Raw genomic sequence first — 15,048 nt, forward strand, 5'->3', positions numbered from 1 at the left:
TGGGTGCACCCAATCACCGATCGGTCATCACCACCATGACATGCGCATCACCCCCGTCATCGCTTTCCGACAGGTAGATGTGCCCTACCTGGCTGTCAAAATAAGCGGTCTCCTGCGGCCCGATGCTCACCGCTTCTCCGGTTTCGAACTCGATGCGCACACGCCCGCTCAGTACCAGGGCGAACTCTTGCCCTGGGTGGCGGATAAAATCGTCGAACTGGCCGCGTTCGCGGGCAATGATGCGGGCATAGGCCGGTGTCATGCGCCGTTCGGGGAAGTCACCGGCAATCGGGTGATAGTCATAGGTACCGGTCGAATAGCCCGCCGCCGCCGGCAATGAATCGACCACTACGGTCACCGGCACCGGGGCGCTGACCGTGCCGCTGGCGCGAAACAACTGGGCGATGTCGACATTCAACGCCCGCGCTGCAGCGGCGAGCTTTTCATAGCTGACCGACACCTGCGCCAGTTCCATCTTCGACAAGGTGGATACCGGCACGCCACTGGCTTCGGACAATTGCTTGAGGGTCATCTGGCGCGCCTTGCGCACCTGGCGCAGGCGCTGGCCGACTACGGCGCGGTCGAGCAGGGGTAGGGCAGCGGGCATTCAGGGTTCTCGGTATACGGCGTTGGTCGGGCATCTTACCTTGGACCCTTGCGCATTTCTAAATTCTCATATATTAGAATTCTCATAAATGATAATTTGCCTGACAGGAGCGTGCATGACCCCGACCTACGACACCCTGATCATCGGTGCCGGCATTGCCGGCGCCTCGCTGGGCTATCGCTTGGCCGGCCAGCAGCATGTGCTGTTGCTCGAACGCGAGTCGCAGCCTGGCTACCATTCCACCGGGCGTTCGGCGGCCATGTTCATGGAAGCCTACGGCACGCCACAGATACAGGCGTTGACCCGCGCCAGCCGGGCCTTTTACGAAGCGCCGCCGCAGGGCTTCTGCGAGCACCCGCTGCTGGAACCGCGTGGCTGCCTGTATGTGGCCAGCCTGGAGCAGCACGCGCTGCTGGAGCAGACCCACGCGCAGAACCTGGCCAATGGCACCGAAGTCAGCCTGCTGGACCGTGACGCCGCCCTGGCCCTGGTGCCCAGCCTGCGTGGCGAAACCCTGGCCGGCGCAGTACTTGAGCCGGGCGCGATGGACCTGGATGTGCACGCCCTGCACCAGGGCTTCTTGCGCGGTTATCGCGCGGCCGGCGGTGAGCTGCGCTGCAACGCCGAGCTGATCCAGGCCTGGTACCTGGACGGCCTGTGGCAGGTGGAACTGGCTGATGGCAGCCGCGTGCAGGCACGCCAACTGGTCAATGCCGCAGGTGCCTGGGCCGACCGCGTGGCCGAGCAGTGCGGTGTGGCGCGCATCGGCCTGCAACCGTGCCGACGTAGCGCCTTTACCTTCCCAGGCCCTGCGGATCAGGACTTCGTCCGCTGGCCAGCGGTGATCGGCGTCGACGAAAGCTTCTACTTCAAGCCTGATGCCGGCCAGTTGCTTGGGTCGCCTGCCAATGCCGACCCGGTCGAACCGCAGGACGCCGCGCCCGAGGAGCTCGACGTGGCCTTGGGTATCTACAACATCGAAGCCATGACCACCTTGGCGATCCGCCGCCCCAGCCACACCTGGGCCGGGTTGCGCTCGTTCGTTGCCGATGGCGACCTGGTGATCGGTTTCGATGCACACGCTCCCGCGTTTTTCTGGCTGGCGGCGCAAGGTGGCTATGGCATCCAGTCGGCAGCGGGCGCTTCGCGCCTGGCCGCCGACCTGCTGCTTGGCCAGCCCTTGTGTCCTAGCCTTGTCAGCCAGGGCGTGGCGCCCGAGCGCCTGTCCCCGGCCCGTTTCCAACACCCTTGAAGGAGTACCCCATGAGCAATGACATCCAGCGTTTCCCCAGCAGCCTGCCGTTCCCTTTCTCCCGCGCGGTAAAGGCCGGTGGCTTTCTGTTCCTCTCTGGCCAGGTGCCGATGAGCGCCAGCGGTGAAGTGGTACGCGGTGATATCCAGGCCCAGACCCGCGCAGCCTGCGAGCGCATTGCCGAAAGCCTGGCCGCTTGCGGGGCGCGTTTCGACCAGGTGGTCAAGGCCACGGTGTGGCTGTCGGACATGAGCCATTTCGCCGGTTTCAACGAGGTGTACAAGGAGTTCTTCGGCGCGGCGCTGCCGGTGCGTTCTACCGTAGCCTCGGCGTTGGCGCTTGGGGTGGATGTAGAGATTGAAGTGCAGGCGTTCGTCGGCGACCTGTGACCGAACAAAGCGCTTTTGTAGGCGCAGCGCAAGGCTGCGCCAACAAGAGATAGGCGGCGCCAATGACACAACAACAATAAATCCAGAGGTTCACATGCAAGAGCAGCTGAAGATTGCCGGCGCATTTGTCGGCGTGATCGTGGGGGCGGGGTTCGCTTCGGGGCGGGAACTGTTGTTGTTCTTTGTCGATTTCGGCGTGTGGGGGCTGGTTGGCGCGTTGGTCAGCGCCGCCTTGTTCACCTTCCTTGGCATGGCCTTGGCCGGCTTGGGCAACCGCCAGCAGGCCACTTCGCACAAGGACGTAATCCAGGCCATCTGTGGCCGTCACCTGGGCCTGTTCGTCGACTGGCTGATCACCTTTTTCATGTTCGCGGTCACCGTGGTCATGCTGGCCGGCGGTGGTGCGTTGCTGGAGCAGCAGTTCGGTATTCCGGCGCTGACCGGCAGTGTAATGGTGACGCTGGTGGTGGTGGCCATCGTGTGCCTGGACGTGCGCAAGGTGATCCTGGCGATTGGCGCCATTACCCCGCTGCTGATTCTGGTGGCCTCGGCAATTGCCTTGTACGCCGTGTTCACCCGTGAACAGAGCTTCGCGGCGCTCGACCAGCTGGCCAGCCAGCAACAGGCCGGCACCCGCCACTGGCTGCTGGGTGCGTTCCTGTATGTGTCGTACAACATCGTGGCCGGTGCGCCGATCCTGGCCATTCTGGGCGGTTCGGCCAAGGGCGAGAAAACTGCAATATGGGGTGGCCTGCTGGGTGGTGCGGCACTGGGTGGCCTGATGCTGGTGATGAGTGCCGGGCTGTTGTCGCGGCTGGACAGTGTGGCCGACCTGCCCATGCCGATGCTGTCGATTGCCAACGAAGTGTCACCGCTGCTGGGGCTGGTGATGTGCCTGATCATCTTCGGCATGATCGTCAACACTGCAGTGGGCACGCTGTTTTCGTTCCTCTCGCGGCTGTTGCCGGCAGGCACGGCGAAGTTCCGTTGGGGCTCGGTAGTGACCGGGGTGGTGGCGTTCGGCTGCAGCCTGGTGGGGTTCATCAGCCTGGTGGGCCAGGTGTACCCGCTTTTCGGTTATTTGGGCTTTGTACTGATGGCAGCGGTGTTGCTGGCGTGGGTGCGGCGGGGTAGGGCCGTTAAAGCGGCGCTCACTGCTGACGCATGATTTGCTGCTGACGCGATCCCCTGTAGTAGCAGCCTTATGTCGCGAAAGGGGCGCGTTGCGGCCCCGGATTTTCAGCTAAGCCGCAGAAATTGCCGGGGCCGCTCTGCGGCCCTTTCGCGACACAAGGCCGCTCCTACAGGGTGTGTTCCGATTTAGATCCTGAAGCTGCCTACCAGCTGTTTCAAGCGCCCGGCCTGCTGGGCCAGCTGATCGCAATGGCGCAGGGTGTCGTTGAGGTTCTCCACACCTTGCTGGTTCAGGGCGTTGATCTGGGTAATGTCCAGGTTAAGGCTCTCGACCACGGCGGTCTGCTCTTCGGTAGCCGTGGCCACCGACTGGTTCATGCCATCGATTTCGCCAATACGCTGGGTCACGCTGGCCAGGCGTTCGCCGGCCTGGTTGGCCACCTGCACGGTCTGCTCGCTGGAAACCTGGCTGGTGTTCATGGTGTGCACCGCTTCGCGCGAGCCCACCTGCAGGCTGGTGATCATGCGGTGGATTTCTTCCGCCGATTCCTGGGTCCGGTGCGCCAGGTTACGCACTTCGTCGGCCACCACGGCAAAACCACGGCCGGCTTCACCGGCACGGGCCGCTTCGATGGCGGCGTTCAGCGCCAGCAGGTTGGTCTGCTGCGAGATGCCCTTGATCACGTCGAGTATCTTGCCGATTTCGTCGGTGCTGGCGTTGAGCGTTTCGATCTGCGCGCACGACTCGCTGATGCGCTGCGACAGGGCCGTCATGGCGCTGATGGCTTCTTCAACCACTTCACGGCCACCGTGCGCCTGTTCGCTGGCACCGCTGGCATGTTGCGAAGCATCGGCGGCATTGCGGGCGATTTCCTGGGTGGCTGCGCCCAGTTCGTTGATGGCCGCAGCCACACTGTTGGTGCGCATGCTCTGTTCTTCAGAGCCGCTGATAGACGCATTGGACGCACTGACCACTTTCTCCGACAGGTCATGCACCAGGCGGGTGGCCGAGGACACTTCGCTGATCGAGGCATGGATACGCTCGACAAAGCGGTTGAACGAGGTGGCCAGTTCGCCGAACTCATCCTTGTTCTGCACGGCCAGGCGGCGGGTAAGGTCACCTTCGCCTTCGGCGATGTCACGCATGGCGCGGCCCATGGTGGTCAGCGGGCTCATCAGCACAGGGATCAGCAGGCCGAGCAGGCCGGCAATGGCGGCCACGGCAATCAGCATGGCAATGATCGCCGAGGTGCGGAACTGGCTGAGCGCGGCGTAGGCTTTGTCCTTGTCGATGGACAGGCCGATGTACCACTGCGCCGACGGCAGGCCGTTCACCGGGGCGAACGAAATGATGCGGTCCTGGCCGTTGAGGGTGACATCCTGCATGCCGGCGGCAACCCGCAGGTTGCTGCCTGGGTAGATGTCCTTGAGGTTCTTCATCACCTGGTCTTTGTTGGGGCTGACGATCACCTGGCCGTTGGCGTCGGCCAGGAAGGCGTGACCGATGCCACCGAAGTCGACCGAGTTGATGATTTCTACCAGGGTATCGAGGGTCACGTCACCGCCGACCACGCCGATCAGTTCGCCATTGCTCTTGCTCTTCACCGGGGTGGCGATGGTTACCATCAGGCCACCGACCGCACCCTGGTATGGGGCGGTCAGCACGGTTTGCCCGGCGCTGGCGGCGGCGCCATACCAGGGGCGCTGGCGCGGGTCGTAACCGGCGGGCATCTGGGTATCCGGGCGCTGGGTGAATACGCCGTTGGCCTGGCCCAGGTAGGTGAACAGGAAATTACGCGTGTAGGACGGCTGCTCGATCAGCCCGGCCAGGGTGTCGCCGGCGCCTTGCTGGCCGATGTCCTGGGCCAGGTTTTCCAGCACCAGGATGCGCCCGCTCATCCAGTTCTGCACGCTGCTGGCAGTCAGTGCACCGGACTGCTGTACCGAGGCTTCGATGTTCTGGCGGATGGTGTTGCGTTGCAGGTAGTCGTTGTAAAGCGTGAACAGGGCAAATGCCAGGACCACGACGCCGCAGGCGCTGAGCAGGATCTTGTGGCGAAATTTCAGGTTCATGTTTCGAGACCTTGAGCCAATGAGGGGAGGGCGCAGCGCGCTCATGACGCACTGCGGGGCCTATCGACCGAGATATCGGCTCAAGGGGTAAAAGATTGAAGCGCTTACAGAAATTTCTTACGGTCGTTTCGACAGACGGCAGTCACTGCTCAGCCAACTGTTCGATCAGCAGCCGTGCGGCCTGCTGCAGCGGCTGTTGTTTGCGCCACAGGATATGCACCGGCAACTGCAATTCGTTGCGGGTATTGCGAAAATCCAGGCGTACCAGGCGCCCGCTGGCCAGCAGCGGCGCGACCCGCGACAGCGGCAAGTCGCCCCAGCCCAGGCCGGTTTCCACCATCTGCAAAGCCAGGTCGAAGCTGTCGGTGAACCAGTGGGTGGCGCCGATCAGCGGGCGAGGGTCAGCCAGTGGCAGGTCGCGGCTGCGCACCAGAATCTGACGCACTTGGGTCAGGTCCTCAAGGTAGTGGATACGCCCCTCACGCAAGGCCGGGTGGGCCGGTGACAGCGTAGCCACCAGCGTCTCCATGCCGATGTGCTGGAAGCCGCGCCGGGCATCGACCTGCAGGCCGGCAAAGGCCACGCAGAGGTCGGCGCGGCCGCTGTCCAGCAACTGCAGGGCTTCCTCCTGCGGGGCGCTCAGCAGGGCGATGTCCAGCAGAGGGTGGCGCTCGCCGAGGTTGGCGATGGCCGCCAGCAACGGGCGGTGATCGATGTCGGGTGCCACCGCCAGCGTCAGGCTGCTCTCCAGCCCCTGGGAAAGCTCCAGGGCATGCACCTGAAGCAGCCCCAATTGCTCGGCAATCAGCCTGGCGTGTGGCTCCAGGGCCAAAGCTTGTGCAGTTGGACGAACTTCACGCGGGCCGCGTTCGAATAGGTTGTAGCCAAGTTCCGCCTCAAGGTTGCCGATGGCCATGCTCACGGCCGACGGCACGCGTTTGAGCGCGCGCGCAGCGGCGGAAAAGGAACCGCGGTCGAGCACGGCAAGAAACAGCTGGATGTTGTCGCTGGAAAAATTCATGGCAGCCTCCTGTCAGTAGATCTGACAGCTGCTTACTTTTGCTGTCAAGTGCATTGAAGCATGATCGCCCCCATCGCTTTTCTCATTGGAGGTAATCCCGCGTGCAGGGACTGAAACGCAAACTGGTCTACGTGACGTTCTATGAACTCATCGGGCTGTGCATGTCGACCCTAGGGCTGGCTTACCTGTCGGACACGCAGGCGTCGCACACCGGGCCGCTGGCGGTGATGATCACCACCATCGCCATGCTCTGGAACCTGGTCTACAACAGCCTGTTCGAGTATTGGGAGAGCCGCCAGGCCAAGCGTGGTCGCAGCGTGGTGCGGCGGGTGGCGCATGCCATCGGCTTCCAGTTGACCCTGGTGGTGTACCTGATCCCGCTGATTGCCTGGTGGCTGGACATGACGTTGCTGGAAGCGCTGCTGGTGGACATGGCGTTCATCATTCTGGTGCCGTGCTACACCTTTGCCTATAACTGGGCGTTTGATCGGGTGTTTGGGTTGCCCAACTCGGCCATGGCTACAGCTTGATCTAGCGGGTACTGGCCTCTACACGGCACAAGGCTGCTACGGCGGCAGGCGAATGATCAATGGCGCCTGCTGTTGTTTCACCTGCTGCACCGGTTGTTCCACCGGTCGCGGCGCACTGGCCAGCAAGCTGTCCTCAACCTGCCCCGACAGGTAGTACACCCCCGCCATGGCCCCGCTCTGGCGGTTCTCCATCAACTCCTGCCACTCCTGGTTCAACGCCACGTTGAGGATCACCCGCAGCTGCTCGACCATCTGTGGTTGTTCACGGTCATGGGTCATCATCCCGTAACCGGCCGCTGCAATCGAAATCATCGCCCCTGCCACCTTGCCCACTGCCGATGCCACGGCACTGGCAATACCGCGTGGGGCCAGGGTGGCGCCGAGTTTTTCGCTTGCCTGGGTGGCCACCGAGTTCAGCCCGACATCGGTCTTGCCGGGGCCTTTGCTGGCTTGCTGATGCAAGTGCTGGCGCATGGCTTGCCATGCCGGTTGCTGGTCCAGCGACTTGGCCCGCAGCAGCTGATATAGGCTGGCATTGCGCGCATCCGGTGGCCCCAGGGCGATGACGGGAATACGGTTCAGGCGCTGGCTGAACTGCTCGGGCGGCGCGTTGTAGCGGCTGATGATGGCCGGCAGTTGCTGGCCGAGCAGTTGCAGGTACAGCTCGCAGGCCCGGTCGCGAATGCCCTCGGGGTTGATCTGCTCGGCCACCGGCTCGATCACCCGTGCGTGGTACTGCTCCTGCAGGTACAGCGCCAGGCGCTTTTCTGCCGGTTCCCGGCCCTCACCACTGTCGAGCTTGTACCAGGCCACCTTGAGGGTGAGCCACTGCTGGGTCCAGTAGCCAGTGAACCAGGGGATGAAGTCGCTTTCGGTACGTTGCTGTACCTGTTCTTTCCACACCCGCATGGAGCGCCGGGCATAGTCATTAGCCGAGCCGGCGGCGCCCACCGAGGCATCGATCAACTCCTGGTCGATGCGTTGCCAGGCAGCGGGGGTGAGTACTGCAGGTGGCGGCGGGGCAGGTGGGCGCTTGCTGGCACAACCGCCGAGGGCCAGCAGAAGGCACAGCAACAAAAGCATTCGAGAGCTCACGCGACCGCCTCCCTGGTAGAGGCTGGGGTGGTTCTCGCAGTATAGGGTGGGGTGCGAGCTGCTGCCGTGCAGCCCATCGCCAATCGCCTGCCCAACGCGCTCCCAAAGGAACCCGCGTAATCACTTCAGGACGAGCTTTTCTTCCAGGCGGTCGAGGTGTTTGTGCATCAGCCCCAAGGCCGCCTCGGCATCACCTTGCTCGACGGCATCGATGATTGCTGCATGTTCTTGCCACGCGCAGTGGTCACAGCACGGCGACTCGTAGCGGGCGATGATCAGCGAGGTCATCGGCACCAGCCCATTGAGAAAGCGTGCCAGTGGTGCGTTGGCCGCCACTTGCGCCAGTTTCAGGTGGAACTCGCCGCCCAGGCGGATCGCCGAACAGCGTTCACCACTTTCATGGTGCTGGCGCTCGCGCTCCACCAGTTGCCGCAGCTGGCGAACCTGCGCCGGCCGGGCGCGTTGCGCGGCCAGGGTAATCAGCGTGGTCTCGGCCAGGCGCCGGGCGCTGAGTACCTGGCGTGCCTGGTCTGGGTCGGGCGCGGCCAGGTGTGCGGTGTGGCTGGGGCGCTGCACCACCACTTGCTGGTCGGACAGGCGCCCGAGCACGCGGCGGATCACCGTGCGGCTGACACCAAAGGCATGGCCCAGGGCCTCCTCGGGCAGCAGGCTGCCGGGTGGCAGGCGCTGTTCCAGGATGGCATCGAACAGGCGCGGGTAGATCTGCTCGGCCGACAGGCGGGTTTCACCGGCCGCGAGCAGGGCAGGCAAGTGGTGGGCGGCGTTCATGGTCGCTCTCCTGAAGTCATGGATGCGGATGTTCGTCCGGGATATTCAGCGCAATACCCATGCGCAGCCCTTCGGCCACGATATGCTGACGCATCTGGGCACTGGCCTTTGCACTGCTGCGCTCGCGAATGGCGCGTACCACCGCTTCGTTCTCCTTCAGCCGCGCGGCCAGGTGCTCTGGCGAGTTGCGCAGCATGTCGGCGCTCTGCTTCAGGGCATTGCCGGTTTGCTGCACCACACTCTGGAAGATCGGGTTGGTGGTCAGGGCGAACAGCGCCTCATGGAAGGCGATGTAGGCCTTGACCCCGGCTTCGCTGTCATCGGCCTCCAGCGCTTCACGCATGTCCATCAGGGTCAGCCGCAGTTGGCCAATGTCCTGGCTGTTGGCCGATTGCGCCACCAGGCCGACGATGAAGGGTTCGAGGGTGTAGCGCAGTTCCAGCACGTCGGCCAGGCTGGCCGCGGCGCTGGTGTCCACGCCTGCTTCATGGCTAATGGCATCGGCATCCAGCACCAGCACGCCTTTGCCCGGCATTGAGCGCACAAGGCCCAGGGTTTCCAGCACGGTCACCGCTTCGCGCAGGCTCGGGCGGCTGATACCCAGTTGTTCGGCCAGCTCGCGCTGGCCTGGCAGCATGTCGCCGGTGCGCCATTGGCCGCGGGCCAGGGCCTGGCGCAGTTTTTCCACCACTGAGTTGACGACGGTCGATGAGCTGATCACGGTTCGCTCCTGCTAGGGCCGGCGTCTTCGCCGGCCACTTTCGGTCAAAATTCCTGTTGATGGTGTGTGTTGGGCTGTTTGCGCTGCGTGGGGTTAAAACCAAGTTTGCCATCGAGCACGTTCTGCGCGCGTTCCAGGTCAATGTCTTTTTCCCAGCGGGCGATGGCCACGGTAGCCACGCAGTTGCCGATCAGGTTGGTCAGCGCCCGGCCAATACCCATGAACCAGTCCACCGCCAGTACCAATACCAGCCCGACCACCGGAATGGCCGGTACGGCGGTCAGGGTGGCAGCGAGAATCACCAGCGCCGAGCCTGGGATGCCGTGAGCGCCTTTGGAAGTCACCAGCGACACCAGCAGGATGGTCAGCAGGTCGGTCATTTCCAGCGGTGTGCCGGTGGCGTTGGCGATGAACACGATGGCCAGGGTCAGGTAGATGGAGAAACCATCGAGGTTGAACGAGTAGCCGGTCGGAATCACCAGGCCGACCGTGGAACTGCCAATGCCCAGGTGCTCCAGCTTGCGCATGATTTGTGGCAGTACGGCGTCGGAAGAAGCGGTGCCGAGAACGATGGTCAGCTCCTCACGCAGGTACTTGATCAACGGCAGCAGTTTGAGGCCCGACAGGCGCATGACGGTGCCCAGCACGATCAGTACGAAGCCGGCGCAGGTCAGGTAGAACAGCGCGACCAGGCCGCCCAGGTGCTGCAGCGATTCCAGGCCGTATTTGCTGGTGGTGAAGGCAATGGCGCCGAACACGCCGATCGGCGCCAGGCGCACGATCATGCCCATGATGCGGAAGATTACATGGCTCAGTTCGTTGATCAGCCGCGAAATGCCGGCGGCCGAGTCACCCACCAGGTTCAGCGCGCTGCCGAACAGTACCGAGAACAACAGCACCTGGAGAATGTTGTTGTCGGCGAAGGCGCCGATCACCGAAGTGGGGATCAGGTCCATGAAGAACGCCGTGGCGCCGTGAATGTGCTGGCCGCGCTCGGCCAAGCCGTTGGCATCAGCGGTGGACAGCTGGTCCAGGTGAATGTTGGCACCGCTACCAATGCCACTGCTGAAGGCGAACACCAGGCCGATCACCAGCGCCAGGGTGGTCAGCACTTCGAAGTAGATCACCGATTTCAGGCCGATGCGCCCGACCTTTTTCAGGTCGCCCGCCCCCGAGATGCCGCTGACCACCACGCAGAACACGATCAGGCCGATGAGCATCTTGATCAGCTTGATGAAGCCGTCGCCAAGAGGTTTGAGTTGCAGGGAGAGGTCGGGGAAGCTCAGACCGCAGGCGATGCCGAGGGCAAGGCCGAGTACGACTTGCAGGAAAATCGAACGCGAGCACCATTTGAGCATGGGAGGAGTCTCTGATCGGTGTCCTTGCTTCGGTAGCCGCACGGGGCGAAAGAGCGCAGGACTTAATTATTGTGGTCTTACCGGTTTGTTCAGCGCGAAGCCATAAAAGCGCGAAAAAACCCTGAGTGCAAGGTTTTTTGGCCTTACCGGTCTGACCAGTTATGGGGCAATCCGGCCTGCCAGGCTCTAGTTCGGTGCGTACCGTAGAGGGGGGGCGCGTGAACAGGTCAGGGCTTGGCCAGTGCCTGCTCCACTGCTGCAATCAGCTTGCCAAGATCCTTGGGCGGGGCGTTGTGAATGACACCGAACAGGTAGGCGCGCTGCTCCTCTTCGTCGTCCGGTTCGGCGAAGAAGTCCTTGGGTTTTACACCCAGCACCTGAGCGAACTCCATCAGTGCATCAATGCTGGGGGTATAGGTGCTGGTTTCGAAGCGGCTGATGGTCTTGGGGTCGAAGCCGGTCCGTTCGGCCAGTTGTGCCTGGGTCAGGCCCGCCAGCTTGCGGTAGCGGCGCAGGGCGAAACCCAAAGCTGATCTCGTCATCACTTAATTCCCATTTAGAATCAAGAACTTAACGATATCTATCGGCATGGCGCAACGCCATGATTGATCACCTTTGTTTTATTTATGTGATGAATTTCGTAGAATTCACGGCTTGACTGGCCAGTCATCGTCAACTTCCTTGCTTCGGTCGGCCTCGTGCCCCAACGGCGGGAAGCGCATTTGCCAATTGGAGCGGATCGCCATGGATCGGTTCCGGCGGCTGTCGATGAGCTGGGTACCGGTTCGTCAGTGAATGGAGTCTCATCGTGCGCCTCAACTTGCCGGTAACCCCGGTCGAGCAACGTTTCCCCTCAGATCAGCGGCTGATTTCTGCTACCGATACCGCCAGCCTGATCACCTACTGCAACCCTGAATTCGCTGCCATCAGCGGCTATAGCGAGGCCGAACTGATCGGCAGCCCGCACAACCTGGTGCGCCACCCGGACATGCCGCCGGCGGTGTACGAGCTGATGTGGCGCTACCTGAAAGCCGGCAAGAGCTGGATGGGTATCGTCAAGAACCGCTGCCGTAACGGCGACTACTACTGGGTCAACGCCTACGTCACGCCCATCCTCGAAGGCGGGCGGGTAGTGGGCTACGAGTCGGTGCGGGTGTGCCCCACCCGCGAGCAGGTGGCCCGTGCCGAGGCTTTGTATGCGCGGCTGCGTAACGGTCAAGCGGCATTGTCGGCGCCGCGCCGGTTGAGCTTGCTGGCGCAGGCCCTGGCCTTGCCACTGGCCGGGGGAGTGCTGGCAGTTGGCGCCCATCAGCTGTGGCCTGGCCTGGTGGGGCAGGGGCTGACGGTGGGGCTGTTCGTGGCCTATGGCTTGTGGGTGCGCAACGCCCTTGGGCGACAGCTTCAGCAGGTTGTGCAGGGCGCGCAAGGCACGTTTGCCGACCCGGTCGCCGCCTTGACCTACAGCGACCTGCCGGGTGCCGCCGGGCAGTTGCAACTGATGCTGATCAGCGAAGAGGCACGCCTGAAAACCGCATTGACGCGGCTAAGTGACCTGGCCGGGCAAATGGCGGTAGCCGCCCACGATGCCGGGCAGTTGTCGCGCAGCACCGAGGTGGCCTTGCTCAAGCAGCGTGCCGAAACTGACCTGAGCGCCACGGCAATGAATCAGATGGCCGCCTCTATCGGCGAAGTGGCCAATCACGTCCAGTTGACCGCCGCCGAGGCACACACCGCACACCTGCTGGCCGAGCAGGGTAGCCAGGTGGCCGATGCCAGCGGCGCGGCCATTCGGACCCTGGCCAGCACCGTGACGCAGATCAACCAGGCGGTCAGCCACCTCGCTGGTCAGACCGGTGCCATCGCCGAGGCTGCTGGGATGATTCGCGGCATTGCTGAGCAGACCAACCTGCTGGCCCTCAACGCCGCCATCGAGGCGGCGCGTGCAGGCGAGCAGGGCCGCGGTTTTGCCGTGGTCGCCGATGAGGTGCGGGCATTGGCCGACAAGACTCGCCAGTCGACCCTGCACATTCAGGCGATTATCGATGCCCTGCGCAGTGGTGCCGAGGAGGCCGTGGCGATCGCCAGCCAAGGCATCGATGGCGCCGAGCAGGGCGTTGCCCAGGTACAGGAAGCCCGGCAGGCGCTGCACGGCATTCGTGACGCGGTGCAGCGCATCAGTGACATGAGCCAACAGATGGCCACCGCCTCGCAGCAGCAGTCGGCGGTGGCCGAAGACGTTTCGCGGCAGATCAACGGCGTAGCCGGTATTGCCCAGCACAGCGCCCACAGCGCCAACGCCGCCGCCTCGCGCGGCGCCGAACTGGAACAGGTGTGCGCCGGATTGCGCGCCCTGGTGGAGCGCTTCAACCGCTAAGGCAGGATGCTTTATGGATGACAACTATCGCGCGGCCGTGGACGCGGCCGCGATCTTTTCCGAAACCGACCTGCGTGGGAACATCACTTACGTCAACCAGCAGTTCTGCAGCATCTCGGGCTACAGCCGTGAGGAGCTGCTGGGCGCCAACCACCGCATCCTCAACTCGGGCCTGCACGAACCGGCGTTCTTCGTTGGCATGTGGCGTGCCCTGGCTGCCGGGCGGGTATGGAAGGGCGAGATCTGCAACCGGGCCAAGGACGGTTCGCTGTATTGGGTCGACAGCACCATGGTGCCATTGATCGACCCGCTGACCGGCCAGGTGCGCAAGTATGTGTCGATCCGCTTTGACGTCACCGAGAAACGCCAGCTGCTGCATACCCTGCAGTGGCGGGTGGGCCACGATGTGCTCACCGGCCTGCCCAACCGCGCCTACCTGTCCGACCTGCTGAATCAGGCCCTGGCCTACTCGCGCCGCGAAGACATTCCGCTGGCGGTGTGCATGCTCGACCTGGATGGGTTCAAGGCGGTCAATGACGGCTATGGGCATGCCGTGGGCGACTTGCTGCTGGTGGAAGTGGCGCAGCGCTTGAAGAGCATCCTGCGTGGTGGCGATGCCGTGGCCCGGCTTTCGGGCGACGAATTCGTGCTGATCCTGCGCGATGTCGATGATGAGCAGCAGTTGCATGCAGCTCTGCGGCGGGTGTTGCGGGCATTGGCGGCGCCCTGTGTGGTGCGTGAACACAGGCTTTCGCTCAGCGCCAGTATCGGCGTGACCCTGTACCCGCAGGATGACGAAGATGCCGACACCTTGGTGCGCCACGCCGACCAGGCCATGTATGTGGCCAAGCAGCGCGGGCGCAACCGCTATCACCTGTTCGACGTGTCGCAGGAGCAGGAGCTCAAGGCCACTCACCAGACTGTAGCGCGCGTGCGCCGGGCACTGCACAACAGTGAGCTGTGCCTTTACTACCAACCCAAGGTCAACCTGCGCAGCGGCCAGGTGCTGGGCTTCGAAGGGTTGTTGCGCTGGCAACGGCCAGGCCGTGGCGTGGTGCCGCCCGGCGACTTCCTGCCTTGGGTAGAGCAGACCGACCTGATCGTCGAAATCGGCGAGTGGGTGGTCGGCCAGGCGCTGAGCCAGCTGCAGGCCTGGCAGCGCCAAGGGCAGCCCTGGTCGTTGAGTGTGAATATCGCCGCACGGCATTTGCAGCGCAATGACTTCGCCGAGCGCCTGCAGCAGCTACTGGCAGCGTACCCGGAGGTGGACCCGGCGCGGCTGGACCTGGAAATCGTCGAGTCGGTTGCCATCGACAACCTGCAGCACGTCAGCCGCTGCCTGGACGCCTGCCGTGCACTGGGCGTGCGTTTCTCGCTGGACGATTTCGGCACCGGTTATTCGTCGTTGAGTTACCTGAAACGCTTGCCGACCCAGACGATCAAGATCGACCAGTCGTTCGTGCGTGACATCCTTCACGACCAGGATGACCTGGCGCTGACGGCGGCGGTGATCGGCCTGGCCCGGGCGTTTGGCCGCGAGGTGATTGCCGAGGGGCTGGAGAGTGTCGAGCACGGCCGGGTGCTGATGGGCCTGGGCTGTGAGCTGGCGCAGGGTTACTGCATTGCTCGGCCGATGCCGGTCAGTGAGGTGCAAGCCTGGGCACAGGCCTACCGGCAGCCGGAGCAATGGCGGGCCACGTGAACG

Annotated in this window: 14 protein-coding genes and 2 pseudogenes; 7 read left to right on the forward strand and 9 right to left on the reverse strand. The window is 63.5% G+C overall.

Annotated elements, in window-relative coordinates; genetic code table 11:
• Positions 1–13: 13 nt before the first annotated feature.
• Positions 14–607 (reverse strand): helix-turn-helix domain-containing protein, encoded by a 594-nt coding sequence (locus ACNQP3_RS09290; protein WP_012271536.1) that lies wholly within the window; start codon positions 605–607, stop codon positions 14–16.
• A gap of 115 nt (positions 608–722) precedes the next feature.
• Here ACNQP3_RS09290 and ACNQP3_RS09295 point away from each other — a divergent pair, with 115 nt between their 5' ends.
• The 3 genes from ACNQP3_RS09295 (at position 723) to ACNQP3_RS09305 (ending at position 3,416) form a co-directional block, all read left to right on the forward strand.
• A complete protein-coding gene (locus ACNQP3_RS09295) occupies positions 723–1,859 on the forward strand; it encodes an NAD(P)/FAD-dependent oxidoreductase (RefSeq protein ID WP_264316960.1) in 1,137 nt (378 codons plus the stop codon).
• An 11-nt stretch (positions 1,860–1,870) separates the two neighbouring features.
• The gene (locus ACNQP3_RS09300; protein WP_012271538.1) at positions 1,871–2,248 is read left to right on the forward strand and encodes a RidA family protein; all 378 of its coding nucleotides are present in this window, start codon (positions 1,871–1,873) and stop codon (positions 2,246–2,248) included.
• A 94-nt stretch (positions 2,249–2,342) separates the two neighbouring features.
• Positions 2,343–3,416, forward strand: a complete 1,074-nt coding sequence (locus ACNQP3_RS09305; protein ID WP_060514161.1) for a hypothetical protein — start codon at positions 2,343–2,345, stop codon at positions 3,414–3,416.
• Between the two features lie 152 nt (positions 3,417–3,568).
• Here ACNQP3_RS09305 and ACNQP3_RS09310 read toward each other — a convergent pair whose 3' ends face one another.
• The 3 genes and pseudogenes from ACNQP3_RS09310 to ACNQP3_RS09320 all read right to left on the reverse strand — a co-directional run bounded on the left by ACNQP3_RS09310 (position 3,569) and on the right by ACNQP3_RS09320 (position 6,476).
• Complete coding sequence (locus ACNQP3_RS09310) at positions 3,569–4,309, reverse strand: methyl-accepting chemotaxis protein (protein WP_371040093.1); 741 nt, start codon at positions 4,307–4,309, stop codon at positions 3,569–3,571.
• A 114-nt stretch (positions 4,310–4,423) separates the two neighbouring features.
• Positions 4,424–5,500 (reverse strand): annotated as a pseudogene (gene mcpA, locus ACNQP3_RS09315) (methyl-accepting chemotaxis protein McpA); the annotation flags it as partial.
• 97 nt (positions 5,501–5,597) lie between these two features.
• On the reverse strand, positions 5,598–6,476 hold the full coding sequence (locus ACNQP3_RS09320; protein WP_012271541.1) for a LysR family transcriptional regulator: 879 nt from the start codon (positions 6,474–6,476) through the stop codon (positions 5,598–5,600).
• A gap of 101 nt (positions 6,477–6,577) precedes the next feature.
• Here ACNQP3_RS09320 and ACNQP3_RS09325 point away from each other — a divergent pair, with 101 nt between their 5' ends.
• Positions 6,578–7,006: a PACE efflux transporter gene (locus tag ACNQP3_RS09325; protein ID WP_264316961.1), complete on the forward strand. Its 429-nt coding sequence runs from the start codon at positions 6,578–6,580 to the stop codon at positions 7,004–7,006.
• 36 nt (positions 7,007–7,042) lie between these two features.
• Here the strand turns inward: ACNQP3_RS09325 and ACNQP3_RS09330 are convergent, their stop codons facing one another.
• The 5 genes from ACNQP3_RS09330 to ACNQP3_RS09350 form a co-directional block, all read right to left on the reverse strand.
• Complete coding sequence (locus ACNQP3_RS09330; protein WP_060493071.1) at positions 7,043–8,101, reverse strand: hypothetical protein; 1,059 nt, start codon at positions 8,099–8,101, stop codon at positions 7,043–7,045.
• A 120-nt stretch (positions 8,102–8,221) separates the two neighbouring features.
• A complete protein-coding gene (locus tag ACNQP3_RS09335) occupies positions 8,222–8,890 on the reverse strand; it encodes a GntR family transcriptional regulator (RefSeq protein WP_012271544.1) in 669 nt (222 codons plus the stop codon).
• A 16-nt stretch (positions 8,891–8,906) separates the two neighbouring features.
• On the reverse strand, positions 8,907–9,611 hold the full coding sequence (locus ACNQP3_RS09340; protein ID WP_012271545.1) for a FadR/GntR family transcriptional regulator: 705 nt from the start codon (positions 9,609–9,611) through the stop codon (positions 8,907–8,909).
• A 44-nt stretch (positions 9,612–9,655) separates the two neighbouring features.
• A complete protein-coding gene (locus ACNQP3_RS09345; protein ID WP_012271546.1) occupies positions 9,656–10,969 on the reverse strand; it encodes a C4-dicarboxylate transporter DctA in 1,314 nt (437 codons plus the stop codon).
• A 227-nt stretch (positions 10,970–11,196) separates the two neighbouring features.
• Positions 11,197–11,511 carry a helix-turn-helix domain-containing protein gene (locus tag ACNQP3_RS09350; protein WP_012271547.1) on the reverse strand — a complete coding sequence of 105 codons (315 nt, stop codon included), beginning with the start codon at positions 11,509–11,511 and terminating at the stop codon, positions 11,197–11,199.
• 266 nt (positions 11,512–11,777) lie between these two features.
• Between ACNQP3_RS09350 and ACNQP3_RS09355 the strand changes: the two are divergent.
• From ACNQP3_RS09355 to ACNQP3_RS09365, 3 genes and pseudogenes are all read left to right on the forward strand, one after another.
• Positions 11,778–12,059: pseudogene (locus tag ACNQP3_RS09355) on the forward strand (PAS domain-containing protein); the annotation flags it as partial.
• A gap of 255 nt (positions 12,060–12,314) precedes the next feature.
• On the forward strand, positions 12,315–13,343 hold the full coding sequence (locus ACNQP3_RS09360) for a methyl-accepting chemotaxis protein (protein WP_375774218.1): 1,029 nt from the start codon (positions 12,315–12,317) through the stop codon (positions 13,341–13,343).
• 13 nt (positions 13,344–13,356) lie between these two features.
• Entirely contained in the window at positions 13,357–15,045 is a 1,689-nt protein-coding gene (locus tag ACNQP3_RS09365; protein ID WP_012271549.1) for a putative bifunctional diguanylate cyclase/phosphodiesterase, read from the forward strand.
• Positions 15,046–15,048 lie beyond the last annotated feature (3 nt).

Origin of the sequence: Pseudomonas sp. LFS074, assembly GCF_047978165.1 — a bacterium.
Lineage (GTDB): Bacteria > Pseudomonadota > Gammaproteobacteria > Pseudomonadales > Pseudomonadaceae > Aquipseudomonas > Aquipseudomonas putida_P.

Excerpts from the sequence above, each read along its gene's own strand:
- ACNQP3_RS09290 (WP_012271536.1), bottom strand. The coding sequence starts at position 607 with ATGCCCGCTGCCCTACCCCTGCTCGACCGCGCCGTAGTCGGCCAGCGC.
- ACNQP3_RS09350 (WP_012271547.1), bottom strand. The coding sequence starts at position 11,511 with ATGACGAGATCAGCTTTGGGTTTCGCCCTGCGCCGCTACCGCAAGCTG.
- ACNQP3_RS09300 (WP_012271538.1), top strand. The coding sequence starts at position 1,871 with ATGAGCAATGACATCCAGCGTTTCCCCAGCAGCCTGCCGTTCCCTTTC.
- ACNQP3_RS09365 (WP_012271549.1), top strand. The coding sequence starts at position 13,357 with ATGGATGACAACTATCGCGCGGCCGTGGACGCGGCCGCGATCTTTTCC.
- ACNQP3_RS09345 (WP_012271546.1), bottom strand. The coding sequence starts at position 10,969 with ATGCTCAAATGGTGCTCGCGTTCGATTTTCCTGCAAGTCGTACTCGGC.
- ACNQP3_RS09305 (WP_060514161.1), top strand. The coding sequence starts at position 2,343 with ATGCAAGAGCAGCTGAAGATTGCCGGCGCATTTGTCGGCGTGATCGTG.
- ACNQP3_RS09295 (WP_264316960.1), top strand. The coding sequence starts at position 723 with ATGACCCCGACCTACGACACCCTGATCATCGGTGCCGGCATTGCCGGC.
- ACNQP3_RS09335 (WP_012271544.1), bottom strand. The coding sequence starts at position 8,890 with ATGAACGCCGCCCACCACTTGCCTGCCCTGCTCGCGGCCGGTGAAACC.
- ACNQP3_RS09320 (WP_012271541.1), bottom strand. The coding sequence starts at position 6,476 with ATGAATTTTTCCAGCGACAACATCCAGCTGTTTCTTGCCGTGCTCGAC.
- ACNQP3_RS09310 (WP_371040093.1), bottom strand. The coding sequence starts at position 4,309 with ATGCGCACCAACAGTGTGGCTGCGGCCATCAACGAACTGGGCGCAGCC.